This is a genomic window from Helicobacter pylori NQ4053 (genome assembly GCF_000274605.1).
In the GTDB taxonomy this organism is placed as follows: Bacteria; Campylobacterota; Campylobacteria; order Campylobacterales; family Helicobacteraceae; genus Helicobacter; species Helicobacter pylori_CV.
The window spans coordinates 151,404-176,426 of sequence record NZ_AKNV01000006.1 but is presented as its reverse complement, the minus strand read 5'-3'; the positions used below and the strand labels follow the sequence as shown (position 1 = coordinate 176,426).

Here is a 25,023-nt window from a genome sequence, read left to right as displayed (position 1 = left end):
AGGAATCCCAATCGTCTTTAGCGTTTGAGCGTTTCACAAAATACAAGCGGTTGCAATTTTTAGCGTTGTTTTTTTATGAAGAATGATTTTTATCTCCCTCTTTTTAAAAGAGAGAGTTTTCATTTTAGCGGATCTTTAGCGGGTCTCAGCTGAGCTTTTAATGATCACGGTGTTGTAGTCAGGTTGGACGGGGCGTTGGTTAGGCGAATTTTTCATGCGTTTTTTGATTTCAGCCAATTGTTTGGCGGAGACTTCCAAAGGCTCTTCTATGACAAACCATGCCACCCCTTCTGTGCAAGGAGGAGCGGTGAGAGAGCCGTTAAAATGGTAGTAATTGATAGTTTTAGGCAAGAAAGCGTCTAAAGCCACCTCTTTAAAATTTTGTTTCTTTTGAATGTCTTCTAAAATAGGATCAAGGTTGGGGTTTTCTTTCCCTTCTTCAAAACCAATCGCTAAGACTAATAAGCGCCCTTTAGCGTCTTTATGCACGAAATGCGCGCTCAAAGGCCTGGTTTTATTATTGATTAAAAATTCCATAGGGGCGTGGAAATGCACATTATCCAGCACATAATCATGCCCTCTATAATTGATGTGGTTAGTCGGCTCAAACGAAGCCTTTAAAGTGTGGTGGGTGAAAAAGACCGCTTTAGGTTTGGAAGCGGCGTATTTGAATTGCAAATCGGTTTTATCTTGCGTGTGGTAGTAATGCTCAATGTTAATGGGTGATTGGCTTTTACCGCTTTTACACACTTCAAAATCTTTGTGCAATTTGTCCCAGCGGTGCGGGCCGTTTTCTTTATTCTTATAATCCCATTTGGTGTTTTCAGCGCCTATAAGAGAAGCCGCTAGCGCTAAAGCGATCAAAAAAGTTTTTTTCATTCTAATTATCCTTTATTTTAAAATTCTAAAATTATTAAAAAGGCAATAGCTTAATTTTAGCGCTTAATCAACAATGACCGCAGTTACAAAAAATAGATTGGTTAAAAGTTGGAAATGGTTTTAAATTCTGTTTTATATGGTAACAACCCCATTGGATTAATGCGCCTATAGAGCGGGAATATTTGTTTTAACCAACCCCAAATTTACAAGCGATTAAAATTTTTGTCTTATACTCCAAGTTTTCAAATTGAATAAAATTTAACCCCTTAAGATTTAAATGATGATAACCAAACAATCGTATCAAAGATTCGCCTTAATGCGGGTTTTTGTGTTTTCGCTTTCGGCGTTTATTTTTAACACCACGGAGTTTGTCCCTGTCGCGCTTCTGTCAGACATTGCAAAAAGTTTTGAAATGGAGAGCGCAACAGTGGGGCTTATGATCACTGCTTATGCATGGGTGGTGTCTCTTGGCTCATTGCCCTTGATGTTGCTTAGCGCTAAAGTTGAAAGGAAACGCTTATTGCTTTTTCTTTTTGCCCTTTTTATTGCTAGTCATATCCTTTCAGCGCTAGCGTGGAATTTTTGGGTGCTCCTTATTTCTCGTATGGGTATCGCTTTTGCCCACTCTATTTTTTGGTCCATCACGGCTTCTTTAGTCATTCGTGTCGCGCCAAGAAATAAAAAACAACAGGCCTTAGGGTTGTTAGCGTTAGGGAGTTCGTTAGCGATGATTTTAGGTTTGCCGCTTGGGAGGATCATTGGGCAAATCCTGGATTGGCGATCCACTTTTGGCGTGATTGGGGGCGTTGCGACTCTTATAATGCTGCTTATGTGGAAATTGCTCCCGCCTTTGCCGAGTAGAAACGCCGGCACGCTCGCAAGTGTCCCTATATTAATGAAACGCCCGCTTTTAATGGGGATTTATTTGCTTGTGATCATGGTTATCTCTGGGCATTTCACCACTTATAGCTATATTGAGCCTTTTATCATTCAAATCAGCCAATTTTCTCCTGACATTACGACACTAATGCTGTTTGTGTTTGGGTTAGCGGGCGTGGCGGGGAGTTTTTTATTCGGCCGTTTGTATGCAAAAAACTCAAGAAAATTCATCGCTTTTGCAATGGTTTTAGTCATTTGCCCGCAACTCTTGCTTTTTGTGTTTAAAAACTTGGAGTGGGTGGTTTTCTTGCAAATTTTCTTATGGGGGATTGGGATCACTTCACTCACCATTGCGTTACAAATGAGGGTGTTACAGCTCGCGCCCGATGCCACGGATGTTGCGAGCGCGATTTTTTCGGGGAGCTATAATGTGGGGATTGGATCAGGAGCGCTGTTTGGCAGTATTGTGATCCACCAATTAGGGCTAGAATATATTGGCTTTGTGGGCGGGGCTTTAGGTTTGTTGGCGCTGTTTTGGCTTAGATTCATTACGATAAAGTTTAAAAAAACTTAAAGGGCGTTAATGGACTACCCAATAAAGGAAAATCCCTTTTGCGTTAAAAACCATTTTTAAAATTTAATGATACGGCTTGAATCCAACCGCACTAACGGATAGATTGCCTCTCTTTTTATGTTAAAATAGAAAAATTTGTCATAAATTTTAAGCGGTGTGTTTTAAATGCTCAAAAAAAAGATTGATTTGCATAAAGATTCTATTAGGAAGCTCTTTTTTATTATTTTATCCCTTTAGCTTTTTCTATGATCTCACTTTCCACTTACTCTATGGTAGATGGCATGTTTGTGGGCAAGAAACTGGGTAAAGAAGCTATCGCTGCAGTCAATATCGCATGGCCTATTTTTCCAGGGCTCATTGCGTATGAATTGCTTTTTGGTTTTGGGGCAGCGAGTATTGTGGGGTATTTTTTAGGTCAAAATAAAACCCATAGGGCTAGGCTTGTGTTTAGCAGCGTGTTTTATTTTGTCGCTATAAGCGCCTTTATTTTGAGCATGGCGTTATTGCCTTTTAGCGAAACTATCGCGCGTTTTTTTGGGAGCAATGACGCTTTATTGAGCATGTCCAAACGCTACATTGAAATCATTTTAATGGGTGCGGTTTTTATGGTCCTCCACCCTTTAGCGGATGTTTTTGTGGTGAATGACAAACGCCCCATTTTAGCGATGGTAGCGATGCTGATTGGCTCGTTAGCGAATATCTTTTTCAACTATTGGTTTATTTTTGTGTTGGAAGTGGGGGTTCAAGGCAGCGCGATAGCCACCGTGATAGGGCATGCGATAGGGGTTTTAGTCTTAATGCAGCATTTTTGGCGCAAAAAAGGGCAATTGTATTTCATCAAACGATTTTCCTTGTATTCAGTCATTTCTTCAGCTAAAAGCGGCGTGCCTCAAAGCACGGCAGAATTTAGCGCTTCTATTATGATTTTATTGTTTAATACCGCTATCATGCACACGGCTGGGGAAAGGTTTGTGAGCATGTATGGGATCGTTATGTATAATGCGATTATCTTTTTTACGACTTTGTTTGCGATTTCTCAAGGCATCCAACCGATTGCGAGCTTTAGCTATGGGGCTAGAAATTTAGAGCGCGTGAAAGAGGTGTTTGTTTTTGGTTTGAAAGCAGCGTTTTGTATAGGGATTGTTTTCTATGGCGCTTATTATTTCTTAGATGAATTTTTAATCAAGCTTTATTTGCAGCCAAGCGAACAAGACCCCCTTTTTATGCAAGAGACTAAAAGAGCGATGAATATTTATTATGTGGGCTATGTTTTTTTAGGCATGACTTTGTTGTGCGCGGTGTTTTTCCAATCCATTCAGCGCACTAAAAGTTCGTTTATCATCACGATTTCGCACACGCTGGGGTTTATCGTTATCCTATTGCCGATTTTAAGTCATTTCTATGGGATTAATGGCATTTGGGTAACTTACCCTATTGCGCAATTTTTAGCGTTTTTAGTAGCGTTAGGGGTAACTTATTATGAAATCAAAAAAGGGGTTTTTACCACTTATAAAGAGAAAAACCCTATCGCTTTGAAAACTTAACTAATAAATAAGGTAAAATTAAGACATGCATGCAGAATTTTTCACTTTCGCGCTCATTATGCTTTTAATTGTGATGGCCCCTTATATGTCTAGAATCTCTCGTTTGCCTATCACGGTTGTGGAGATTTTATTTGGGTCTGTTGGGGCGTATGTGGGTTTTATTGAGCCAACCAAGGGCTTTGAAATCATGTCTGAGATTGGCTTTTTATTTTTAATGTTTTTATGCGGTTTGGAAGTGGAAATTTATTTGTTTAAAAAATTAGGGGTTTCTCTTTTAAAACGCATTTTTGCTTATCTGTTGATTTTATACACGCTTTCGTTCATCCTTACTTTTAGCCTTAATTTAGAGCCTATTTTCATGGTGATTTTCCCTATTATTAGTTTGGGCATGATCATGACTTTAGTCAAAGATTATCGTAAAGAGATTTTGTGGCTTGATTTGGTTTTAAAAGTGGGCGTTATTGGGGAATTGTTGAGCATTTTTGGTTTGGTGGTCGTGGATGGGGTGTATTCGCATGGTTTGGGCATGGATTTGATTAAAGATTTAGGCATTCTCATTGTTTTTTTAATCTTAATTATCGTGGCGTTTCAAATCTTTAAGACTTTGTTTTGGTGGTTCCCGCATTTAAAGCTTTTTGTGATGCCTAAAAGCAGTCAGTTTAACCAGGATGTGCGTTTTTCGCTCATGCTCTTTTTTTCACTAGTTGCGATCGTGGTGTGGCTCAAAATAGAAATGGTTTTAGGGGCGTTTCTAGCAGGGTTGGTCGTTTCTACTTTTTTCCCTCATAAATCAGAATTGATCCACAAGCTCAATGATGTGGGTTTTGGGTTTTTTGTGCCTTTGTTTTTCATCCATGTAGGCTCTACTTTAGACTTAAAATTAGTGTTTTTAAACCCGCATTTGATTCTCCAAGGGATATTGATTGTCATAGCGATGTTAAGTTTGCACTTAATCACTTCAACCTTATTGTGGCGCAAATACTTTAAAGAGGCTAAGCATTTATTTTCATTCGCTTTAGGGGCTTCTATGCCTTTAACTTTTTTAGTAACCACAGCAGCGGTAGGCTTAAAAGCGCAAGCGATCTCACAAAACACCTACTACGCATTGCTCATGGCGGCTATTTTTGAAGGCGTATTATTCACGATTGCGATCAAAATACTCAACAAAAAAGCTTGAATGAAAGCTTAAGCGTCTAAATATTTAGAGTCGCTAAAGCTGTTCGCTTGAACATTGTTGAACGCGTTTTCTAAGCTGTCAAAGAAACGAGGGTGCAAATTTTGCATTTCTTTTAAGAAATTTTTAGTGGCTAATCGCGCGATAGGGGGCTTATCAGAGGTGGGCTGTTTGGCTGGGCAATTGCAATCAGGGGCGACGGGGATATTTTGAGAAGTAACAAAATGAATGCTACTGGCTTCTCGAACCTTAATCAAAGGGCGGATCACTAATAAGCCGTTTTCAGCCCTATAAATGGGGGGCATGCTCCTTAAACTCCCGTTATAAGTGAAATTCATAAAAAAGCTCTCTACGGCGTCATCTAAATGGTGCGCGATAGCGACTTTATTATAGCCTTCTTCTAAAGCTTTAGAATACAAAGTCCCTCTTCTCAAACGAGAACAAAACGAACAAAACGAGCTTTTTTCACGGCGTTTTTCGTTGATGGTGGCAGCGATTTGGGTGTAAATGATCTCATGCTCAATGCCCTGCTCTTGGCACAAATCGCTCAACCATTTCAAATCTTCGCCCAAACCATAATGCACGGTAACCGCTTTAAAATCAAATTTGAAAGGGGCATGTTTTTGCATCCTGGCTAAGATGCAAGCGAGCATGATAGAATCCTTACCCCCACTCAATCCTAATAAGATTTTATCGCCTTCTTCTATGAGTTTGTAAGTGGCGTTGGTCTTGCCTACAATGTGTAAGACTTTTTTAGAAATTTCATAGGCCATTTTTGATCCTTAATTATTTATTTTCTAAAGTTTTGCGCTAAGCGAATGATTTCTTCTTCGCTAATGTGATCGGAATTATATTTCACAATAATGATTTCTTCGCTAATATTAACATACCATTCAATGATTTTGTCCCCTAAAGTTTCAAATTGTTCCTCATTATAAGCGTCTAGGGGGAAATAGACATTTTTTTGCTTGGAAGGGTTGCTGAGTAAAAAGAGCGATAGTCCCCAAATAAGCCCTAAAGCTACAACAATTAAGCTTGTGTTAGAAACGCCTAGATGATGGTAGCTCAACCCTCCGCTCACGCCCCCAACAAAGCTCCCCAAATAGCCAAAAGTAGTGAATTGCCCTAAAACCTTGCCTTTTTCATGCGCTCTGGCGAATTTGGACGCTAAAGATTGCATGATAGGCTCTAAGGTGGCAAAGCCAATGAAGAAAAACGCCACCCCAAGAATGAAGAGCCATAAATATTTTCCTAAAAAGCTAGAGTCGGCTAAAAACAAGCACAAATAACTCACCACAAACAACAGCGCACCAGAAAGCATCACCCCTTTAGGCTTGTTGTATTTTTCAGCCATAACGCTCGCTACCCCCATGCTTAAAACCCCTAATAAGGCGCCAGGCACATACACCAAGATCAAAAAGCTTTCATCTTTATGAAATTCATTCACTAAGGCTAAAGGGATCAGCACAAAAATAAGCGTCATGAACGCTTTTTCAAAAAAAGAGCTTAGATATAAAAGATACAAGGCTTTAGAGTTGGGTTGGTAAGCTTTTATGTTTTTGATCTGGTAAGAAATTTTGGGAGCGTCTTTGACTTTTAAAAGCATCAATAAACTCAATAGAGTTAAGATCGCAGTGAGTAAAAAGAGCCATTTTGCCCCCCCCAAAAACGCCACAACCCCAGGACCAATCGCCATGCTTATAGTGAAGCTAATGAAAATAAACGCTCCCATGATTGCCATGGCTTTAGTGCGCTCTTCTTCTTTCACTTCATCAGCCACCATCGCGCTAACGACCCCCCCTAAAGCCCCCATGCCTTGAATGAAGCGCCCTATAACGAGCCAAACAATATCATTCGCCACAAAGCACACTAACGAGCCAATTAAAAACAATAACAAGCACACCATAACGACCACTTTACGGCCGATTTTATCGCTAAGAATGCCCATGGGGGTTTGAAAAATGATTTGCGTGAGATACGCTCCGCCCACAGCCAAACCTATAAGCAAGGGACTGCTTGAATGGAAACTATCCGCATACAAACTGATGACAGGCAAAACGATAAAAAGCCCCAAAAACCGCAACGACGACACTAACGCTAATGGAAAAATTTTCTTAAACATGCGGGTTATTTTACAAGAAAATAACTAATTTTTATCATTAATTTAGGAAAGTAGGATTGATAATAAAAGTTTAATTTTAATGGATTTTTAAGAAAATTTTTTGTATAATCTCATTCTTTATTTTTATAAAATTGCTTGTGTCAAGGTAGCTCAGCTGGTTTAGAGCGCTGGTCTCATAAGCCGGAGGTCGGGGGTTCAAGTCCCCCTCTTGACACCATGATTTTGATTTAAACTTCATTTAATTTTCGTTTAATCTTTTTTTTAGCAAAACTAAACTACAATAGCCTTGCATCTTTTAATTTCTTACATTAGGGATTTGACGATGATTTTTAGCTCTCTTTTTAGTGTTGTAGGGATGGCGGTGCTTTTTCTTATTGCTTGGGTGTTTTCTAGCAATAAAAGGGCTATTAATTATCGCACGATTATCAGCGCCTTTGTGATTCAGGTGGCTTTGGGGGCGTTGGCTTTATATGTGCCTTTGGGTAGGGAAATGCTGCAAGGTTTAGCCAGTGGCATACAAAGCGTGATTGGTTACGGCTATGAGGGGGTGCGCTTTTTATTTGGCAATCTCGCTCCAAACGCTAAGGGCGATCAAGGGATAGGAGGCTTTATCTTTGCGATCAACGTTTTAGCGATCATTATCTTTTTTGCTAGTTTGATTTCACTTCTATATTATTTAAAAATCATGCCTTTATTTATCAATCTCATTGGTGGGGCGTTGCAAAAATGCTTAGGCACTTCTAAAGCAGAAAGCATGAGCGCAGCGGCTAATATTTTTGTAGCGCACACCGAAGCGCCCCTAGTCATTAAACCTTATTTGAAAAGCATGAGCGATTCAGAGATTTTTGCGGTCATGTGCGTGGGCATGGCTAGCGTTGCGGGGCCTGTGTTAGCCGGGTATGCGAGCATGGGCATTCCTTTGCCTTATTTAATCGCCGCATCGTTTATGTCTGCTCCTGGGGGGTTGTTGTTCGCTAAAATCATTTACCCGCAAAACGAAACCATTTCTAGCCATGCAGATGTTTCTGCAGAAGAGCATGTCAACATTATAGAAGCTATCGCTAATGGGGCAAGCACAGGGCTTCATTTAGCCTTGCATGTGGGGGCGATGCTTTTAGCCTTTGTGGGGATGCTCGCGCTCATTAACGGGTTTTTAGGGGTTGTAGGGGGATTTTTAGGCATGGAGCATTTGTCTTTAGGGGTGGTTTTAGGCACGCTTTTAAAACCTTTGGCCTTTATGTTAGGCATTCCTTGGAGCCAAGCCGGGATTGCCGGGGAAATCATAGGCATTAAAATCGCGCTCAATGAATTTGTGGGCTATATGCAATTATTGCCTTATTTGGGCGATAACCCTCCTTTAATCTTGAGCGAGAAAACCAAAGCGATCATTACTTTTGCGTTGTGCGGGTTTGCTAACTTAAGCTCAGTCGCCATGCTCATTGGGGGGCTTGGCAGTTTAGTGCCTAAAAAGAAAGATTTCATTGCCAGGCTTGCTTTAAAAGCGGTGCTTGTAGGCACGCTTTCTAATTTCATGAGCGCGACTATCGCCGGGTTATTCATAGGGTTAAGCGCCAATTAAAAGGATAAGGCATGCAAAAAAGAGTGGTAATCTTATTATTGGATTCTTTTGGTATAGGGGCTAGCGAAGACGCTAAGGATTTTGGCGATTTGGGGGCGAACACTTTAGGCAATATCGCTAAGGCTTGTTTCAATAACCTAGCTAATTCTAACGATCGCAATGGGGCTTTGAAGTTGCCTTATTTAGAGAGTTTGGGACTAGGCTTGAGCGCTTTAAAAGCCGCAAATGAATTGCCCTTAGGCTTTGAATTGAAACCTAATTTAATAGGGGCTTACGCTTACGCCAAAGAACTTTCTAGCGCTAAGGATACGATTTCTGGGCATTGGGAGATGATGGGCGCGCCCGTTCTTTTTGAATGGGGGTATTTTAAAGACAAAACCCATTCGTTTCCTAAAGAAATTTTAGATGAAATCATGCACAAAACTAAGATTAAGGGCTATTTAGGGAATTGCCACGCATCAGGGACAGAAATCATTAAAGATTTAGGCGAAAAGCATTTAGAAACTTTATACCCCATTTTTTACACTTCAGCGGATTCGGTGTTTCAAATCGCTGCGCATGAAGAAAGGTTTGGGCTGGATAATTTATACGCTCTTTGTGAAGAAGCGTTTCAAATTCTAGAACCTTTAAAGATCGCTAGAGTGATCGCACGCCCCTTTATTGGCACCAATAGAGGCAATTTCAAGCGCACCTCTAATCGCAAAGACTATGCGATAAAGCCCCATAAAAAATTGCTTTTTGAAACATTCATTGAAGAAAAGCAGGGCGAAGTCATTAGTATTGGAAAAATCGCTGATATTTACGCTCATGTGGGGATCACTCAAAAGTTCAAAGCCGGTAGTTTGATGGAGCTATGCGATGTTACTTTAGAGCAAGTCAAAAACGCTAGAAACAACAGCTTGATTTTTACGAATTTTGTGCATTTTGATAGCGATTATGGGCATCGGCGCGATGTTAGCGGGTATGCTAACGCTTTAGAGTATTTTGATTTGCGCTTAAAAGAGGTTTTAGACAATTTAAGGGAAAACGATTTGCTCATTCTTTGCGCCGATCATGGGTGTGATCCCAGCTTTAAAGGCACCGATCACACACGAGAATACATTCCTGTTTTGTTTTATCACAAGGATTTACAACCAGCCTTTTTAGGCAAGAGCGAGTCGTTTGCGGATATTGGGCAAAGTATCGCTTATTTTTTGGGATTAAGCCCCCTAGATTATGGCAAAAACTTATTAAACTTTAAAGGACAACCATGACCTCTCACATCAACGCTAAAATCGGCGACTTTTATCCTCAATGCCTTTTATGCGGCGATCCTTTAAGGGTGAGCTACATTGCAAAAAAATTTTTACAAGACGCTAAAGAGATCACGAATGTGCGTAACATGCTAGGCTTTAGCGGGAAGTATAAGGGTAAGGGGATTTCTTTAATGGGGCATGGCATGGGCATTGCGTCATGCACGATTTATGTAACCGAACTCATTAAAACCTATCAGGTTAAAGAGCTTTTAAGGATTGGCACTTGCGGGGCGATTAGCCCAAAAATCGGCTTGAAAGACATTGTCATGGCCACTGGAGCTTCAACGGATTCTAAAACCAATCGGGTGCGTTTTTTAAACCACGATTTGAGTGCAACGCCTGATTTTGAATTGAGTTTAAGGGCGTATCAAACAGCAAAGCGTTTGGGTATTGATTTGAAAGTGGGCAATGTTTTTTCAAGCGATTTTTTCTATTCTTTTGAAACGCATGCCTTTGATTTGATGGCCCAATACAACCACTTGGCTATTGAAATGGAAGCGGCAGGGTTATACGCCACGGCGATGGAATTGAACGCTAAGGCTTTATGCTTATGCTCAGTCTCAGATCACTTAATCACTAAAGAAGCCTTAAGCCCTAAAGAAAGGGTAGAAAGCTTTGATAACATGATCACTCTAGCCTTAGAGATGATGACACAATGACGATTGAAAATAATTTTAAAGAGCAAAAACTTATTCACTCCACTGAGTAAAACCATCAAATTTAGCTCTTTATATATAACTTTAGTGTGGAGATTATTTTTGACCATACTTTAAAAAACATATGTAATGCATAAAAATATTCTTTTTAAGTCTGTGTGCATCCGATAGGTTTTTTATTATGATTTTTAATAAAATTTTCTAAAATCACATTCTCAGCCCTTTTAGAAGTTGAAAAACTATCTTGGTAAGTTTTACCAAATAGGGTATAGGTAGGTTGTTCTGGAAAAAATGCATACACTTGTACGATTTTATTAATCTTTAAGAGCGATTGCAATACAAAATAATTTGTTGTGGAGCAAGTGCCATTTTTACGATATTCTACTTTTCCGCAATTATAAGATTGCACTCGCTTCGTAATGGGCGTAATGCTATGACCGATTTTAAAAATTTTACCTTGAATAACAAACACATATACAAGTCCTTCGTTTTTCATATTCTTTTCATCAATGGCGTTGATTTCTAATTTTTCCAAACTATTATTAGGGACTAATTCGCATAACAAGTTAAAATACTCTTTGTATTCAAAGTCCTTGTAATCAATTTCATCTTTTAAATCATCAACACTCTTTAAAATTATATCGCTCTTTCTTTTTGCCATAATACGCCCCATTAAATTTTTGGATAAATTCTAATTCTTGCTTGTTTAGAACAATACTTTCTAATAAAGGTAAATGCTGTAACACTCTAATGTTATTAAAATTTCCATAACGAGTGAGATTATTAAGAAATAAATAAATCTCATTATCTAATTCGGTTTTAATTTTTAAGGCCTCTTTGTAGTTTTTGCAACGCACAAACGCAATGCTTTGTGTCATGCCACAATTATCAATAAATGTGCCGTATTGATTGGTTAAAGATAAAAAGACTTTATAGCCTTCTTGATATTTGTGGGGGATTTTACTATATACGACTTGACTAGGGGTATGGATAATCTTATAAGGGTAGTCCTTATTTTGAATGGGCGATAAAAATTCTTTCTTGGTTGTCCTGTGTAGAAAGCTTGTCGTTTCTATTTTGTAGGTAGGTAAATGAGCGTTATTAATCGTTTTGTCTAAAATGCTACAAACCAATTCGTTTAAATACAAGGGAATAAAATTTAAATGAGTTTTAAGCGAAACTCTTTGTCTGTCTTTTAAAACATAATGATTTTCTACGCTAAAACTTTTTTGATTAGGGACTTTTTGCAATAAAAACCAAGTGAAAGATGAGCCAACTTTTTTAAAGTATTTTTTAGCTCCGCCAATATTAAGATGGATAAATTGATACTGTGAGAGTAAGTTGGGTAAAACATTCCTATCCGAAAAACTCATCCAATGATTAGGCACAATGAATAGAATATAACCCCCATTTTTTGTAAGCTCTAAGGCTTTTTTAATAAAGTCTCTTGCCAGATTATGATTTTTAGAGGTGCGACCTAGTGCATTAAATTTAGCAAAAGGCGGGTTAGCCACGATTAAGTCATAAAGCGTAGCCCTATCAAATTTTAAAAAATCCTTACAGCTTAAATGGATATTGCTCCCAAAATATCTTTTAACATGCTCAATGCGTTTAGGGTTAATCTCATTAAAATACAGATTGTTTAAAGAAGTCTTAGTCTCTAAATAAGCAAAAAAATTCCCATTCCCACAACAACAATCTAAAATTTTTAAATGTTCTTGTTTAAAAAAATCGCTTGGGATAGTGTCTATCATTTCTTTCACACAATCTAATGGGGTGCAAATATCATTAGAATTAACAAAATGACTTGTGTCAAAATTGAGTGTGTCAAAATACGCTTTAATTTGCGAAAAACTATGTAATTTGATGCGTTCGTGATTTAAAAAAGGGCGTTCTTCTATCAAAGGGAGAGATAGCACTATTTTTGAACCTTTTTAATTTTATTGGCGTTTCCTAAATCCATTATATCATATCCACCTTTATAATTTCATTAGTGTTTATTTTCTATTTCTTAAGAAATAAGCTTTTGATTATCTTTTATAAAAAATCTATCGTTTTTTGGCGGAGTTTTTTAAAATCTAGTATTCCAAGCAAAGAACGCTAAAAAAAGAATATTAGGGCTAATTTAAAGAGTTTTTATAACCCCATAAGTTAAGGATAAGCTTTAAAGGAAAACCCTTAAAGCTAAAAAGCCTTAAGGGAACTTTGGAAAAACTAAAGCTATCGTTTTACAGAAACTTCGTTTGACAAAACTACCGCTTCAATAAAACAACAACTTTACACCCCAAAAACGAAATTTCAAGGTATAATGTTTTCCAAGAGTTTTTGCCATGTTTTAGAGCCATGACAAACTCCTTTTATGGATTTATCCCCATAATTGCACTTATGGGGGCGTTTATTTTACAACAATCTTTCTAAAACAAAATCCAAATTAAATTAAAAACACTCTTACAAGTTTGATTGAATGCGTCAAAACACCCTAAAACTTTTTTGAAATCCAATAAATTTATGATAAAATTAAACGTATTGTAAATAAATTCTCATTTTGATACATTTTTTGCAATAAAACATTACTTTAAGGAACATTTTATGAAAAAAACGAAAAAAACAATTTTGCTTTCTCTAACTCTTGCGGCGTCATTGCTCTATGCTGAAGACAACGGCGTTTTTTTAAGCGTGGGTTATCAAATCGGTGAAGCGGTTCAAAAAGTGAAAAACGCCGACAAGGTGCAAAAACTTTCAGACACTTATGAACAATTAAGCCGGCTTTTAACCAACGATAATGGCACAAACTCAAAGACAAGCGCGCAAGCGATCAACCAAGCGGTTAATAATTTGAACGAACGTGCAAAAACTTTAGCCGGTGGGACAACCAATTCCCCTGCCTATCAAGCCACGCTTTTAGCGTTGAGATCGGTGTTAGGGCTATGGAATAGCATGGGTTATGCGGTCATATGCGGAGGCTATACCAAAAGTCCAGGCGAAAACAATCAAAAAAATTTCCACTACACCGATGAGAATGGCAACGGCACTACAATCAATTGCGGTGGGAGCACAAATAGTAATGGCACTCATAGTTCTAATGGTACAAATACATTAAAAGCAGACAAAAATGTTTCTCTATCTATTGAGCAATATGAAAAAATCCATGAAGCTTATCAGATTCTTTCAAAAGCTTTAAAACAAGCTGGGCTTGCTCCTTTAAATAGCAAAGGGGAAAAATTAGAAGCGCATGTAACCACATCAAAGGATCAACAAGATAATCAAACTAAAACGACAACTTCTGTTATTGATACGACTAACGATGCGCAAAATCTTTTGACTCAAGCGCAAACGATTGTCAATACCCTTAAAGATTATTGCCCCATGTTGATAGCGAAATCCAGTAGCAATGGTATGGTTAGCAGCACAAACGCCCCTTCATGGCAAACAGCCGGTGGCGGCAAAAATTCATGCGCGACTTTTGGTGCGGAGTTTAGTGCCGCTTCAGACATGATTAATAATGCGCAAAAAATCGTTCAAGAAACCCAACAACTCAGTGCCAACCAACCCAAAAATATCACACAACCCCATAATCTCAACCTTAACACCCCTAGCAGTCTTACGGCTTTAGCTCAAAAAATGCTTAAAAACGCGCAATCTCAAGCAGAAATTTTAAAACTAGCCAATCAAGTGGAGAGCGATTTTAACAAACTTTCTTCAGGCCATCTTAAAAACTACATAGGGAAATGCGACGCGAGCGCTATAAGCAGTGCGAATATGACAACGCAAAATCAAAAGAATAATTGGGGGAACGGGTGTGCTGGCGTGGAAGAAACTCTGAATTCATTAAAAACAAGCGCCGCTGATTTTAACAACCAAACGCCTCAAATCAATCAAGCGCAAAACCTAGCCAACACCCTTATTCAAGAACTTGGCAATAACCCTTTTATGAATGTGGGCATGATCGCTTCTTCAACCACGAATAACGGCGCCTTGAATGGCTTTGGCGTGCAAGCGGGCTATAAGCAATTTTTTGGAGAAAAGAAAAGATGGGGGTTAAGGTATTATGGTTTCTTTGATTACAACCACGCCTATATCAAATCCAATTTCTTTAACTCGGCTTCTGATGTTTGGACTTATGGGGTGGGTAGCGATTTGTTGTTTAACTTTATTAATGATAAAAAAACCAACTTTTTAGGCAAGAACAACCATTTTTCTATGGGGCTTTTTGGTGGCATCGCGCTAGCAGGGACTTCATGGCTTAATTCTCAATTCGTGAATCTAAAAACCGTAAGCAATGTCTATAGCGCTAAAGTGAATACGGCTAACTTCCAATTTTTATTCAATTTAGGCTTGAGAACCAATCTCGCTAGACCTAAGAAAAAAGATAGTCATCATGCAGCTCAACATGGCATGGAATTGGGCGTGAAGATCCCTACCATTAACACGAATTACTATTCTTACTTGGGAACTAAACTAGAATACCGAAGACTCTATAGCGTGTATCTCAATTATGTGTTTGCTTACTGAATGGTTTAAACCCTCTTTTTTAAAAAAGGGGGGGGATTTGAACTCTAATAAAAAACCTCTAAAGTTAAAAATTTTCAAAAAAACAACCGCTTTACACCCCAAAAAAGAAATTTTAAGGTATAATGTTTCCGCCATTTTTATTTTCGTTTTTAGTCTTCCATGGCAAACTCCTTTTTAGAATTTATCCCCATAATCGCTCTTATGGGGCGTTTGTTTTGCAACAATCTTTTCAAATTTAAAAAAACGCTCTCTCAAAAACCACTAAAGAGTAAAATTACCTTACAAGATGAGCTTTTTTGTGATTTTTATTAAAAACGATCATTTTTTAGCGGAGTTTTTCTAAAAAAAGGGTTTTTTACTCACTTCTTTTGATTGAAACAACACAATCAAGCATCTTAAGGCAATTTAAAATAAAATAGCGCTAGCATAACCCCAAAGCCCCTTATTAAATTAATCTATACCAAATAGTAAGGAGTTATCTAACATGGGGTTTTTCAAGCTTAAAGAACACAACACGAACATTGCCACCGAGTTTAGAGCGGGTTTAACGACCTTTATCACCATGATTTACATCGTGCCCTTAAACGCTCTTATCCTTTCTCACGCCAACATGCCTTATGAAGCCCTTTTGAGCGCGACTGCCATTATCACTATCTTATCGAGTGTGTTTAACGGGTTATGGGCAAACACCCCCATCGCTATGAGCGTGGGCTTAGGGTTGTCAGCTTATTTCAGCTTTGGATTGGTTCAGGGGCTAAAACTCCCTTGGCAGAGCGCTTTAGGCATCGTAGCGCTCTCGGGAGCGATTTTTGTGATTTTGTCTTTCACTAAATTTAGAAGTTGGGTCATGCGAAGCATTCCTAGCGATTTAAGGCGTGCGGTGAGCGCGGGGATAGGGGCTTTTATCGCATTCATTGGCCTTAAAGAAATGCATATTGTCGTTACCCATAAGGCTACGCTTGTAACCTTAGGCGATTTTGGCGATCCGCATGTGTTATTGGGGGTTGTGGGGATCATTTTGACTTTCGCGCTCTACACGCTTAAAATCAAGGGTTCTTTTATTATAGCGGTCTTAATCACTTCCATTCTCGCATGGGTTTTAAAGCTAGCCCCTTACCCTAGCGAATTTTTTTCTATGCCTGCTAGCATTAGTCCTATCGCTTTCCAATTAGACATTAAGGGCATTTTTTTTGATGCGAGTGGGGCTTTCACTTTAGCGTTAGTGCCAGTCATCATCACTTTTTTTGTAACCGATTTGTTTGATTCTTTAGGCACGCTTGCAGGGATTGGTCATAAGACTGATTTTTTCAATGATGAAGAAAAAAATAAGGAATTGGAAAGGACTTTGGAAGCGGATGCGGTGGCTTCTTTAGGGAGCGCGGTGGTGGGCGTTTCTACTACGACAGCTTTTATAGAGAGCGCGAGTGGGGTTGAAGAGGGGGGCCGCACAGGGCTGACAGCGGTTTTTACCGGATTATTTTTTGTTTTAACGCTCTTTTGCTTGCCTCTTTTAAAAGCCATTCCTAGCAATGCGATTTATCCGGTGCTGGTGGTAGTAGGGGTTTTGATGTTTAGCGTGTTAGAGGGGGTGAATTTTAAAGACATGGCCATTAGCGTTTCCACTTTTTTAACCGTGGTGATGATGCCCTTAACCTTCTCCATTGCCGATGGCTTAGCCTTTGGCTTTTTGTCTTATAGTATCATCAAATTGGTTCAAAAAGACTTCAAAGCGCTCAATTCAGGCATCATCATTCTCTGCATCATTTCTGTTTCTGTATTTATCTTTCGTTAAGCTCTTTTTAAGGGGCTTTGCATTTTTTACTCATTTCATGCCTCTTTTTCTTTATTTAGACAGATTATTATCTTAAAATAATTGTAATATCATTATTATTATATCAACTCAATAAAAAAGGAGAAGGTATGCAAAAAACTTCTAACACTCTGGCGCTGGGGAGTTTGACAGCGCTATTCTTTCTAATGGGTTTTATCACGGTTTTAAACGACATTTTGATCCCACACTTAAAGCCCATTTTTGACTTGACCTATTTTGAAGCTTCGCTCATTCAATTTTGCTTTTTTGGGGCGTATTTTATCATGGGGGGAGTCTTTGGGAACGTGATCAGTAAAATCGGCTACCCTTTTGGCGTGGTGCTTGGTTTTGTGATCACAGCGACGGGGTGTGCGTTGTTTTATCCGGCGGCGCATTTTGGCTCTTATGGGTTTTTTTTAGGAGCGTTGTTTGTTTTAGCGAGCGGGATCGTGTGCTTGCAAACCGCCGGCAATCCTTTTGTAACCTTGCTTTCTAAAGGTAAAGAAGCCAGAAACCTGGTTTTAGTCCAGGCGTTCAATTCGCTTGGCACGACTTTAGGGCCTATTTTTGGGAGCTTGTTGATTTTTAGCACGACTAAAATGGGCGATAATGCAAGTTTGATAGACAAATTAGCGGACGCTAAAAGCGTTCAAATGCCTTATTTGGGCTTGGCGGTGTTTTCGCTCATTTTAGCGCTTGTGATGTATCTTTTGAAATTGCCTGATGTGGAAAAAGAAATGCCTAAAGAAACGACTCAAAAAAGCCTGTTTTCGCACAAACACTTTGTTTTTGGGGCTTTGGGGATCTTTTTTTATGTGGGGGGAGAAGTGGCGATTGGCTCATTCTTGGTGCTAAGCTTTGAAAAGCTTTTGAATTTAGACCCTCAATCAAGCGCGCATTACTTGGTGTATTATTGGGGCGGCGCGATGGTGGGCCGTTTCTTAGGCAGTGTTTTGATGAATAAAATTGCCCCTAATAAATACCTGGCTTTCAACGCCTTAAGCTCTATTGTTCTCATTGCTTTAGCCATTCTTATTGGAGGCAAGATCGCTCTATTCGCTCTGACTTTTGTGGGCTTTTTCAACTCTATCATGTTCCCTACCATCTTTTCTTTGGCTACGCTCAATTTAGGGCATCTCACTTCTAAGGCTTCTGGAGTGATTAGCATGGCGATTGTGGGAGGAGCGTTAATCCCCCCCATTCAAGGTGCGGTTACAGACATGCTAACAGCAACCGAATCAAATTTGCTCTACGCTTATGGTGTGCCGTTATTGTGCTATTTTTATATTCTCTTCTTTGCGCTTAAAGGGTATAAGCAAGAAGAAAACTCCTAAAAAAAGGGGGGGGTTTCTTTCTTCTTTCCTTTCTTTTATCTTGTTTTAAAAATCAGTAATAAAGAACTTGACTTTAATCAAGCAAGCGCTCTATAAAAGGTTTTATTTGTCAGTATTTGATGAGAGCAGAGCTTTTTTAACAACTTGAGGCAAAAACACAAACAGGGTTTTTAAAATTTTTAAGATGCAATCAAAAATATCCGCAATGAATAAGAAAAATCCCCTAATTACAAAAGATTAAGAGATTTTAAGAATGAAGCAAAGAATAAAGACTAGTAAATGGGTTTAGTGTCTTTGAATTTATATTCCGTAAGAAACCCAGTGCCATCAAAATTACCCACCAAAGAGATCTTTGCAATATCACCCACTTGGCAATCCGTCTCTAAAATAAGATAAGGCACTTCATCTTTACCGATTAAGGTGATCACTCGGCCCTTTTTTTCACGACTTTGCTTGGGGAACTCTTTAGAATCAAGGCCTGTGGTATTATCGCCGGTTTGGAGCATTCTAAAAGCATAGCACATGCCATCATTGATTTGAGCGCTATAAATTTTGCCTTTTTTAACTTCTTTTTTAACCCCCGGTTTAACCGCAATGCGTATTTCTGAGTGGATCTCAGCTTCTTGCATTTTGCCTTTATAATCTCGCACCTGAACCTTATGCACGCCATTAGGATCTCCCTTTTTAAGTAGAGAATCTTCATAGCTGAATTTTTGAATGTCTAAATCCCCATCAACAAAACTCCTAGCGTCAAGCTGAACGCTCAAAAGCCCTAGCAACCCAATTAATGAAAATTTCAAACAACGCTTATAAAAATAACTCATCAACAAATCCTTTCAATGTAAAATCAAACAAATATATCCCAAAATGAAAAACAAAAAGATCACAAAATTGCTAATTTAGCAACAAAAACGCGTTCTGTCAAGAAATCAAAGCCTAAAGAAATCATTCAAAAATAATTTCTTCCGGTTTGATTTCATCGCCATAAACAGGCTCTAAAGTTTCCTTGTAAGCTTCTTTTAAAAAGTCGCTAGAAATGAGGGAATCAATTTCGTTATTCAACCATTCTAAAAGCTTAGGGTTGCCTTTTTTAATCGCTGGAGCGATCACATCCTTATCGCCAAGGCTTGTAATGCCTAATTTAAACTCAGGGTGCTGTTTCGCCCAAGCGAGCAACAAAGTGTTGTCATGGGCTAGAGCGGTAGCCTTATTGTTTAAAAGGGCTAAAAAAGTCTCTGTGTTTTGCTCAAATTTCAAAAGTTTGATGTTGGGGTAATTTTTAGTGAAATAAAAATCCGCTGTCGTGCCTTTATTCACAATCAACTCTTTATCCTTCAACTCTTCTATATTTTTAATGACCCCATCTTTAGAAATCACCCCCAAAGCGACTTTCATATACGGCTTAGCGAAATCCACGGCTTTTTCTCTTTCTTTAGTGCGCGTGAAATTAGCCATGATAATATCCACTTTATTGGCTTTTAAAAATTCCACCCTAGCTGAAGCTTCTACAGGAATAAACTCAATCTTATTTTCATCGCCCAATAAATCAAGGGCCATGCGTTTAGCGATGACTACATCATAGCCTTGATATTTCCCTTTAGAATCCACAGATCCAAAAGGAGGCTTATCGCTAAAAACCCCCACTTTTAAAACCCCTCTTTGTTTAATGACTTCTAAAGCGTCTTTCTTTTCTTTATGGCTATCAGAGCATGCATTAAAGACTAAAGCGATTAAAACTAAAAATAGCCCCCACATTTTAAAAAGCCCGTTCGTTTTCATAAAAACACCTTTTTTTGAAATTAAAATCATCTTTTTAGCAAAACTTGTTTAACAGCTCCCTAAAAAATGGAAAGTTTCTAAAAATTTTTGCGCTCTTTGAGATTTCGGGTGGTTAAAAAATTCTTTAGCGCTGTTTTCTTCAGCGATTTTACCGCTATCAAAAAACACGACTTTGCTAGCGATTTTTTGGGCGAATTTCATTTCATGCGTTACAATCACCATGCTCATGCCCGTTGTGGCTAATTCTAAAATCACTTCTAAAACTTCTTTAACCATTTCAGGGTCTAATGAGGCGGTTACTTCATCAAAAAGCATGATTTTTGGCCGCATGCATAAAGAACGCACGATGGCTACTCGTTGTTTTTGCCCACCGCTCAATTCTTTAGGGTAAGCTTGTTGTTTATGCTCCAAACCCACTCGCTTTAAAAGCTCTACGGCTTGAGAAATGACCTCATCTTTGGATCGTTTTTGCACTTTTAAAGGAGCGAGTAAGATATTATCCAGCACATTTAAATGCGGGAACAATTCATAATTTTGAAACACCATGCCTATTTTTTGGCGCATTTGATTCCAATTAGTGGTTGGCGTATTAAGGTTAGTGTTTTCAAAAAGAATTTCACCTCCATCAATCTTTTCAAGCCCGTTCAAACATTTTAAAAAAGTGCTTTTCCCGCACCCGCTAGGCCCTAAAATCACTGCCACTTCACCCTTATTCAAAGTGAAATTGATGCCGTCTAAAACCAAATGGTTTTGATAGGTTTTTTTTAACCCTTTGGTTTCTAAAATCGCGCTCATTTTACCCTCTAATGTATTGGAATTTTTTTTCTAAATAGGAACTATACAGGCTCAAACTATAGCATAAACTAAAATAAAACATTAAGATAACGCCATAAACCACAAAGCTCGCATTAGGCATGCGTAAGAGGTTAAGCTCTATGATTTGCTGGCCCACTTTTAACAAATCAATCGCTCCAATGAGAGAGACTAAGACCGTGGTTTTAATCATGCGCGTGAATAAATTAAGGCTTGAGGGCAATAAAGACAAAAAGCTTTGGGGGAAAATAATATTAAAAATCACCTTTTTTGAATCTAAGCCTAAAGCCAGAGCGCTTTCTACTTGGTGTTTGCTCACGGAAGTTAAAACCCCTCTAGTCAAATCCATCATTTCAGCACCCCCCCACAAGCTAAAAACAATAACGCTCGCTAAAACCGCACTAATATGCAAATCAAACCAGCTCGCTAACCCAAAATACACGATAAAAAGCCATGCTAAAAGCGGGATGATGCGAATGCTTTCTAAATACACACGACACGCTAAAACCATTATTTTAGAACCAAACGCCATCAAACTCCCCAAAAGTATTCCAACAACGATTGAAATCATTGCAGAGCTAAGAGCGATTAAAAGAGTGGTTTCAAACCCTTCTAACAAACGCTTAAGATTGTCTAATTCTAACAAAACTCCCATTTTAAGCCACTTTCTTTTTAAAAGAACGCTCTAAGATCACAAACAAAGCGCTCAAAGGGAGCAAAGCGATCAAATAAGTGAGGCTTAACATCAACAGGCTTTCAGTCGTTTTGTAATAAATGCCAATAAAATCTTTCGCCACAAACATAATATCGGTTAGGGCTATCGCGCCCACCACCGAAGTTTCTTTGAGTAAAAAAATCACATTTGCCCCTATGGAAGGCATGGAAACGCTTAAGCTTTGAGGCAGAATAATATAATACATCATTTTCAAAGGGCCAAACCCTAAACTCAAAGCGCTTTCTCTTTGAATGGAAGCCAAGCTCTTAAACCCAAGCAAAAAACTTTGACTCATATACCCCCCACCCAAAAACCCTAACGCTAAAATCGCGCACTCTAAAGCGCTCAAACCGATTTCATTCAACCCATAATACAAAAAGAAAAGCTGGATGAGTAGGGGCGTGTTCCTAGCGATTTCGCCATAGATATAGACAATAGGAGAGAGAAAGCGCGTTTTAAAATACAAAACGATCGCGCACAAAAACCCCACCAAAAGAGAGAGCAAAATCCCAAAAAAAGAAATATAAAGCGTGAGTTCTAATCCCTTAAAAAACGCAGGGATGGAGTGAAACATAAAATCCCAATCTAATGCCATAACGCTTACCTTAAAATTGATGGCGCTTAACGCACCACATTAAAAAACAGCTCTCATTTGCCCCAATTGTTAGAAGTTTGGAAAACCCAAATCTTTATTATGGGAAGTTTATGAGCCATTCAGTCCTTATTCAAAGAAAATTTGGATTATAATAAAAAAACTGGCTGAAATTAACAACAATGGTTAAACAACCATTAAATGGAGAGGACATGCAAAAAAGTTTAGTTTCTTTGGCTTGGGTTTTTGCCGCTATTTTAGGGGCGATCTGTTTAGGGGTGTTAGCCTTACACAAGGGCGAGAGCATTAACACACTATGGCTTGTAGTAGCGAGCGCTTGCATTTATAGCATAGGCTATCGTTTTTATAGCCATTTTATCGCTTATAGGGTGTTAAAGCTAGACGATAACAGAGCCACGCCCGCATGTATAAGGAATGACGGCAAGGATTTTGTGCCTACGGATAAAGCCATCACCTTTGGGCATCATTTCGCCGCTATTGCTGGGGCTGGCCCTTTAGTAGGTCCGATACTGGCCGCTCAAATGGGTTACTTGCCCTCTATCTTATGGATTTTGATAGGCTCGGTTTTAGGGGGTTGCGTGCATGATTTTGTGGTGCTTTTTGCTTCCATTAGGCGCGATGGCAAGTCTTTAGGCGAAATGATCAAGCTTGAAATGGGTCAATTTGTAGGCATGATCGCAAGTCTTGGCATTTTAGGGATCATGCTCATTATCATTGCGATTTTAGCGATGGTGGTGGTGAAGGCTTTAGCGCATTCGCCTTGGGGCTTTTTTACGATCGCTATGACCATTCCCATTGCGATTCTTATGGGGCTTTACATGCGGTTTTTCAGGCCGCATAAGATTTTGGAAGTTTCTATTATCGGCTTTATTTTGTTGATTATAGCGATTTATGCGGGCAAATATATTTCTTTAGATCCTAAACTAGCGTCAATATTCACCTTTGAGGCCAGTTCTTTAGCGTGGATGATCATGGGTTATGGGTTTGTGGCTTCTATTTTACCGGTATGGTTTTTACTCGCTCCACGAGATTATTTAAGCACTTTTTTAAAAATTGGCGTTATAGGGGTGTTGGTTGTGGCTATTGTTTTTGTCGCTCCGCCCTTACAAATCCCTAAAATCACGCCCTTTGTAGATGGCAGTGGGCCTGTGTTTGCAGGAAGCGTGTTCCCTTTCTTGTTTATCACGGTGGCTTGCGGGACGATTAGCGGCTTTCATGCTTTAATTTCTTCAGGCACGACCCCTAAAATGCTCGCTAAAGAAAGCGACGCCAGGCTAGTGGGCTATGGCTCTATGGTGATGGAAAGCGTTGTGGCTCTTATGGCGTTGGTGTGCGCAGGGATCTTGCACCCAGGGCTTTATTTCGCTATCAATTCCCCAGAAGTGAGCATCGGTAAAGATATAGCTGATGCGGCTTCGGTGATTAGCTCATGGGGGTTTAGTATCAGCGCTGAAGAAATCAGTGAGATGACTAAAAACATTGGCGAAAGCTCCATTTTGAGCCGCACCGGTGGGGCGCCCACTTTTGCGATCGGTTTAGCGATGATCGTGTATCACATTTTAGGGGATCCAAGCGTGATGGCGTTTTGGTATCATTTTGCGATTTTGTTTGAAGCTTTGTTCATTTTAACCGCTGTGGATGCTGGCACACGAACCGCTCGTTTCATGATCCAAGATTTGCTCGGCAATGTTTATAAGCCTTTGGGTAATCTTAGTTCTTATAAGGCTGGGATTTTTGCCACTCTTTTGTGCGTGGCAGGGTGGGGGTATTTCTTGTATCAAGGCACGATCGATCCTAAAGGGGGGATTTATACGCTATGGCCTTTATTTGGCGTGAGCAATCAGATGTTAGCGGGCATGGCGTTGTTGTTGGTTACGGTGGTGTTGTTTAAAATGGGGCGTTTTAAGGGGGCGATGGTAAGCGCCTTGCCGGCAGTTTTGATTTTAGCAATCACTTTTTATAGCGGTATTTTAAAGGTGGTGCCAAAGAGTAATGATAGCGTGCTGAATAACGTTTCGCATGTGGCGCAAATGCAAATCATCAAAGAAAAAATGGCTACCACTACCGATGAAAAAGCGCTAAAAACGCTCCAAAAATCCTTTTTTAACCATGCGATTGATGCGATTTTGTGCGTGTTTTTCATGCTTGTAGCGCTTTTAGTGCTGATCGTGAGCGTTAGGATTTGCTCAAACGCTTATTTTAAAAATCAAATTTACCCGCCGCTGGCTGAAACGCCCTATATCAAAGCCGCTTGAATAAAAAAGGGGTTTTAACCCCCTTTAAATCCATTGAAAAATTTGACCCTATCCTTACAAGAAGCGATTAAAATTTTGGCTCTGTTAATTTAATAGGGGTATTAAAACTTTATTTTAATTTCTTAAAAATGGGGTTTTGGCTGCTTCGTTTTAAACCCATTTCTTGAAGGGGATAGGGGGTATTTTTGAGATCATTCCTCCTTTTAACCCCAACTAAATCCGCCTAAAACCCCCTAATCCCAAAGAACGCTTTCAAAAAGCTATCGCTTGTTTGAAATTAAAAATGAACTTGTATTTTGCTTAATGGGTATGATTTAAAAAGGGCTTTTGCTTGAAAAGAAATTTTATATATAGAGATTAGAGGAACAGCGTTAAAAAACGCTTATCATATCGTAGGAGACAGCATCAAAATAATGCCTACTATATTTTGTGATCATAGCATCAAAAAGACGCCTACCATAATCATAAGGGGTAGCATCAAAAGACGCCT

19 protein-coding genes, 1 tRNA gene and 1 pseudogene are annotated in these 25,023 nt (G+C 39.1%); 11 read left to right on the top strand and 10 right to left on the bottom strand.

Annotated features, from left to right (window positions below; genetic code table 11):
- Positions 1-135: 135 nt before the first annotated feature.
- Positions 136-879, bottom strand: coding sequence for a carbonic anhydrase (locus tag AYS37_RS05965; protein WP_001874719.1), 744 nt, complete (start codon positions 877-879; stop codon positions 136-138).
- Positions 880-1,156: 277 nt separating this feature from the next.
- Between AYS37_RS05965 and AYS37_RS05960 the strand changes: the two genes are divergently transcribed.
- The 3 genes and pseudogenes from AYS37_RS05960 to AYS37_RS05950 all read left to right on the top strand — a co-directional run bounded on the left by AYS37_RS05960 (position 1,157) and on the right by AYS37_RS05950 (position 5,053).
- Positions 1,157-2,332 carry a sugar transporter gene (locus AYS37_RS05960; protein WP_000973630.1) on the top strand — a complete coding sequence of 392 codons (1,176 nt, stop codon included), beginning with the start codon at positions 1,157-1,159 and terminating at the stop codon, positions 2,330-2,332.
- A gap of 165 nt (positions 2,333-2,497) precedes the next feature.
- A pseudogene (locus AYS37_RS05955) lies at positions 2,498-3,876 on the top strand (HP1184 family multidrug efflux MATE transporter).
- Positions 3,877-3,901: 25 nt separating this feature from the next.
- Complete coding sequence (locus AYS37_RS05950; RefSeq protein WP_000542869.1) at positions 3,902-5,053, top strand: cation:proton antiporter; 1,152 nt, start codon at positions 3,902-3,904, stop codon at positions 5,051-5,053.
- An 8-nt stretch (positions 5,054-5,061) separates the two neighbouring features.
- Here the strand turns inward: AYS37_RS05950 and AYS37_RS05945 are convergent, their stop codons facing one another.
- Positions 5,062-5,823 carry a tRNA 2-thiocytidine(32) synthetase TtcA gene (locus AYS37_RS05945; RefSeq protein ID WP_000312858.1) on the bottom strand — a complete coding sequence of 254 codons (762 nt, stop codon included), beginning with the start codon at positions 5,821-5,823 and terminating at the stop codon, positions 5,062-5,064.
- A 17-nt stretch (positions 5,824-5,840) separates the two neighbouring features.
- Positions 5,841-7,133, bottom strand: a complete 1,293-nt coding sequence (locus tag AYS37_RS05940) for an MFS transporter (protein ID WP_341536703.1) — start codon at positions 7,131-7,133, stop codon at positions 5,841-5,843.
- Positions 7,134-7,311: 178 nt separating this feature from the next.
- On the opposite strand from AYS37_RS05940, the gene AYS37_RS05935 reads away from it, so the two are divergent.
- The 4 genes from AYS37_RS05935 to deoD all read left to right on the top strand — a co-directional run bounded on the left by AYS37_RS05935 (position 7,312) and on the right by deoD (position 10,705).
- Positions 7,312-7,389, top strand: a tRNA-Met gene (locus AYS37_RS05935).
- A gap of 105 nt (positions 7,390-7,494) precedes the next feature.
- On the top strand, positions 7,495-8,751 hold the full coding sequence (locus tag AYS37_RS05930; RefSeq protein ID WP_000577840.1) for a NupC/NupG family nucleoside CNT transporter: 1,257 nt from the start codon (positions 7,495-7,497) through the stop codon (positions 8,749-8,751).
- 11 nt (positions 8,752-8,762) lie between these two features.
- Positions 8,763-10,004, top strand: a complete 1,242-nt coding sequence (locus tag AYS37_RS05925; RefSeq protein WP_001172207.1) for a phosphopentomutase — start codon at positions 8,763-8,765, stop codon at positions 10,002-10,004.
- Positions 10,001-10,705 (top strand): purine-nucleoside phosphorylase, encoded by a 705-nt coding sequence (gene deoD / locus AYS37_RS05920; protein WP_000200507.1) that lies wholly within the window; start codon positions 10,001-10,003, stop codon positions 10,703-10,705. The genes AYS37_RS05925 and deoD overlap by 4 nt, the downstream gene beginning before the upstream one ends.
- Before the next feature lie 145 nt (positions 10,706-10,850).
- Here the strand turns inward: deoD and AYS37_RS05915 are convergent, their stop codons facing one another.
- Positions 10,851-11,363 carry a GIY-YIG nuclease family protein gene (locus AYS37_RS05915; RefSeq protein WP_001129176.1) on the bottom strand — a complete coding sequence of 171 codons (513 nt, stop codon included), beginning with the start codon at positions 11,361-11,363 and terminating at the stop codon, positions 10,851-10,853.
- Positions 11,323-12,621 (bottom strand): Eco57I restriction-modification methylase domain-containing protein, encoded by a 1,299-nt coding sequence (locus tag AYS37_RS05910; RefSeq protein ID WP_001874715.1) that lies wholly within the window; start codon positions 12,619-12,621, stop codon positions 11,323-11,325. Before AYS37_RS05910 ends, AYS37_RS05915 begins: the two co-directional genes overlap by 41 nt.
- Before the next feature lie 670 nt (positions 12,622-13,291).
- On the opposite strand from AYS37_RS05910, the gene hopQ reads away from it, so the two are divergent.
- The 3 genes from hopQ to AYS37_RS05890 all read left to right on the top strand — a co-directional run bounded on the left by hopQ (position 13,292) and on the right by AYS37_RS05890 (position 18,358).
- Positions 13,292-15,214, top strand: a complete 1,923-nt coding sequence (gene hopQ, locus AYS37_RS05905) for a Hop family adhesin HopQ (RefSeq protein ID WP_000751532.1) — start codon at positions 13,292-13,294, stop codon at positions 15,212-15,214.
- 484 nt (positions 15,215-15,698) lie between these two features.
- Positions 15,699-17,006 (top strand): NCS2 family permease, encoded by a 1,308-nt coding sequence (locus AYS37_RS05895; RefSeq protein WP_000505423.1) that lies wholly within the window; start codon positions 15,699-15,701, stop codon positions 17,004-17,006.
- A gap of 128 nt (positions 17,007-17,134) precedes the next feature.
- Positions 17,135-18,358 (top strand): sugar MFS transporter, encoded by a 1,224-nt coding sequence (locus AYS37_RS05890; RefSeq protein WP_001174210.1) that lies wholly within the window; start codon positions 17,135-17,137, stop codon positions 18,356-18,358.
- Positions 18,359-18,630: 272 nt separating this feature from the next.
- Here AYS37_RS05890 and AYS37_RS05885 read toward each other — a convergent pair whose 3' ends face one another.
- The 5 genes from AYS37_RS05885 to AYS37_RS05865 form a co-directional block, all read right to left on the bottom strand.
- Positions 18,631-19,182 carry a hypothetical protein gene (locus tag AYS37_RS05885; protein ID WP_000120142.1) on the bottom strand — a complete coding sequence of 184 codons (552 nt, stop codon included), beginning with the start codon at positions 19,180-19,182 and terminating at the stop codon, positions 18,631-18,633.
- A 121-nt stretch (positions 19,183-19,303) separates the two neighbouring features.
- Positions 19,304-20,137, bottom strand: coding sequence for a transporter substrate-binding domain-containing protein (locus AYS37_RS05880; protein WP_001874711.1), 834 nt, complete (start codon positions 20,135-20,137; stop codon positions 19,304-19,306).
- 48 nt (positions 20,138-20,185) lie between these two features.
- The gene (locus tag AYS37_RS05875) at positions 20,186-20,932 is read right to left on the bottom strand and encodes an amino acid ABC transporter ATP-binding protein (RefSeq protein WP_001274192.1); all 747 of its coding nucleotides are present in this window, start codon (positions 20,930-20,932) and stop codon (positions 20,186-20,188) included.
- 1 nt (position 20,933) lies between these two features.
- Entirely contained in the window at positions 20,934-21,605 is a 672-nt protein-coding gene (locus AYS37_RS05870) for an ABC transporter permease subunit (protein ID WP_000538551.1), read from the bottom strand.
- A gap of 1 nt (position 21,606) precedes the next feature.
- Positions 21,607-22,260 carry an amino acid ABC transporter permease gene (locus tag AYS37_RS05865; protein ID WP_001162490.1) on the bottom strand — a complete coding sequence of 218 codons (654 nt, stop codon included), beginning with the start codon at positions 22,258-22,260 and terminating at the stop codon, positions 21,607-21,609.
- 179 nt (positions 22,261-22,439) lie between these two features.
- On the opposite strand from AYS37_RS05865, the gene AYS37_RS05860 reads away from it, so the two are divergent.
- Entirely contained in the window at positions 22,440-24,533 is a 2,094-nt protein-coding gene (locus AYS37_RS05860; protein ID WP_195182785.1) for a carbon starvation CstA family protein, read from the top strand.
- Positions 24,534-25,023 lie beyond the last annotated feature (490 nt).

Excerpts from the sequence above, each read along its gene's own strand:
- AYS37_RS05875 (WP_001274192.1), bottom strand. The coding sequence starts at position 20,932 with ATGAGCGCGATTTTAGAAACCAAAGGGTTAAAAAAAACCTATCAAAAC.
- AYS37_RS05965 (WP_001874719.1), bottom strand. The coding sequence starts at position 879 with ATGAAAAAAACTTTTTTGATCGCTTTAGCGCTAGCGGCTTCTCTTATA.
- AYS37_RS05860 (WP_195182785.1), top strand. The coding sequence starts at position 22,440 with ATGGTTAAACAACCATTAAATGGAGAGGACATGCAAAAAAGTTTAGTT.
- AYS37_RS05865 (WP_001162490.1), bottom strand. The coding sequence starts at position 22,260 with ATGGCATTAGATTGGGATTTTATGTTTCACTCCATCCCTGCGTTTTTT.
- AYS37_RS05870 (WP_000538551.1), bottom strand. The coding sequence starts at position 21,605 with ATGGGAGTTTTGTTAGAATTAGACAATCTTAAGCGTTTGTTAGAAGGG.
- deoD (WP_000200507.1), top strand. The coding sequence starts at position 10,001 with ATGACCTCTCACATCAACGCTAAAATCGGCGACTTTTATCCTCAATGC.
- AYS37_RS05890 (WP_001174210.1), top strand. The coding sequence starts at position 17,135 with ATGCAAAAAACTTCTAACACTCTGGCGCTGGGGAGTTTGACAGCGCTA.
- AYS37_RS05925 (WP_001172207.1), top strand. The coding sequence starts at position 8,763 with ATGCAAAAAAGAGTGGTAATCTTATTATTGGATTCTTTTGGTATAGGG.
- AYS37_RS05950 (WP_000542869.1), top strand. The coding sequence starts at position 3,902 with ATGCATGCAGAATTTTTCACTTTCGCGCTCATTATGCTTTTAATTGTG.
- hopQ (WP_000751532.1), top strand. The coding sequence starts at position 13,292 with ATGAAAAAAACGAAAAAAACAATTTTGCTTTCTCTAACTCTTGCGGCG.
- AYS37_RS05880 (WP_001874711.1), bottom strand. The coding sequence starts at position 20,137 with ATGAAAACGAACGGGCTTTTTAAAATGTGGGGGCTATTTTTAGTTTTA.
- AYS37_RS05915 (WP_001129176.1), bottom strand. The coding sequence starts at position 11,363 with ATGGCAAAAAGAAAGAGCGATATAATTTTAAAGAGTGTTGATGATTTA.
- AYS37_RS05885 (WP_000120142.1), bottom strand. The coding sequence starts at position 19,182 with ATGAGTTATTTTTATAAGCGTTGTTTGAAATTTTCATTAATTGGGTTG.
- AYS37_RS05945 (WP_000312858.1), bottom strand. The coding sequence starts at position 5,823 with ATGGCCTATGAAATTTCTAAAAAAGTCTTACACATTGTAGGCAAGACC.
- AYS37_RS05895 (WP_000505423.1), top strand. The coding sequence starts at position 15,699 with ATGGGGTTTTTCAAGCTTAAAGAACACAACACGAACATTGCCACCGAG.
- AYS37_RS05930 (WP_000577840.1), top strand. The coding sequence starts at position 7,495 with ATGATTTTTAGCTCTCTTTTTAGTGTTGTAGGGATGGCGGTGCTTTTT.
- AYS37_RS05960 (WP_000973630.1), top strand. The coding sequence starts at position 1,157 with ATGATGATAACCAAACAATCGTATCAAAGATTCGCCTTAATGCGGGTT.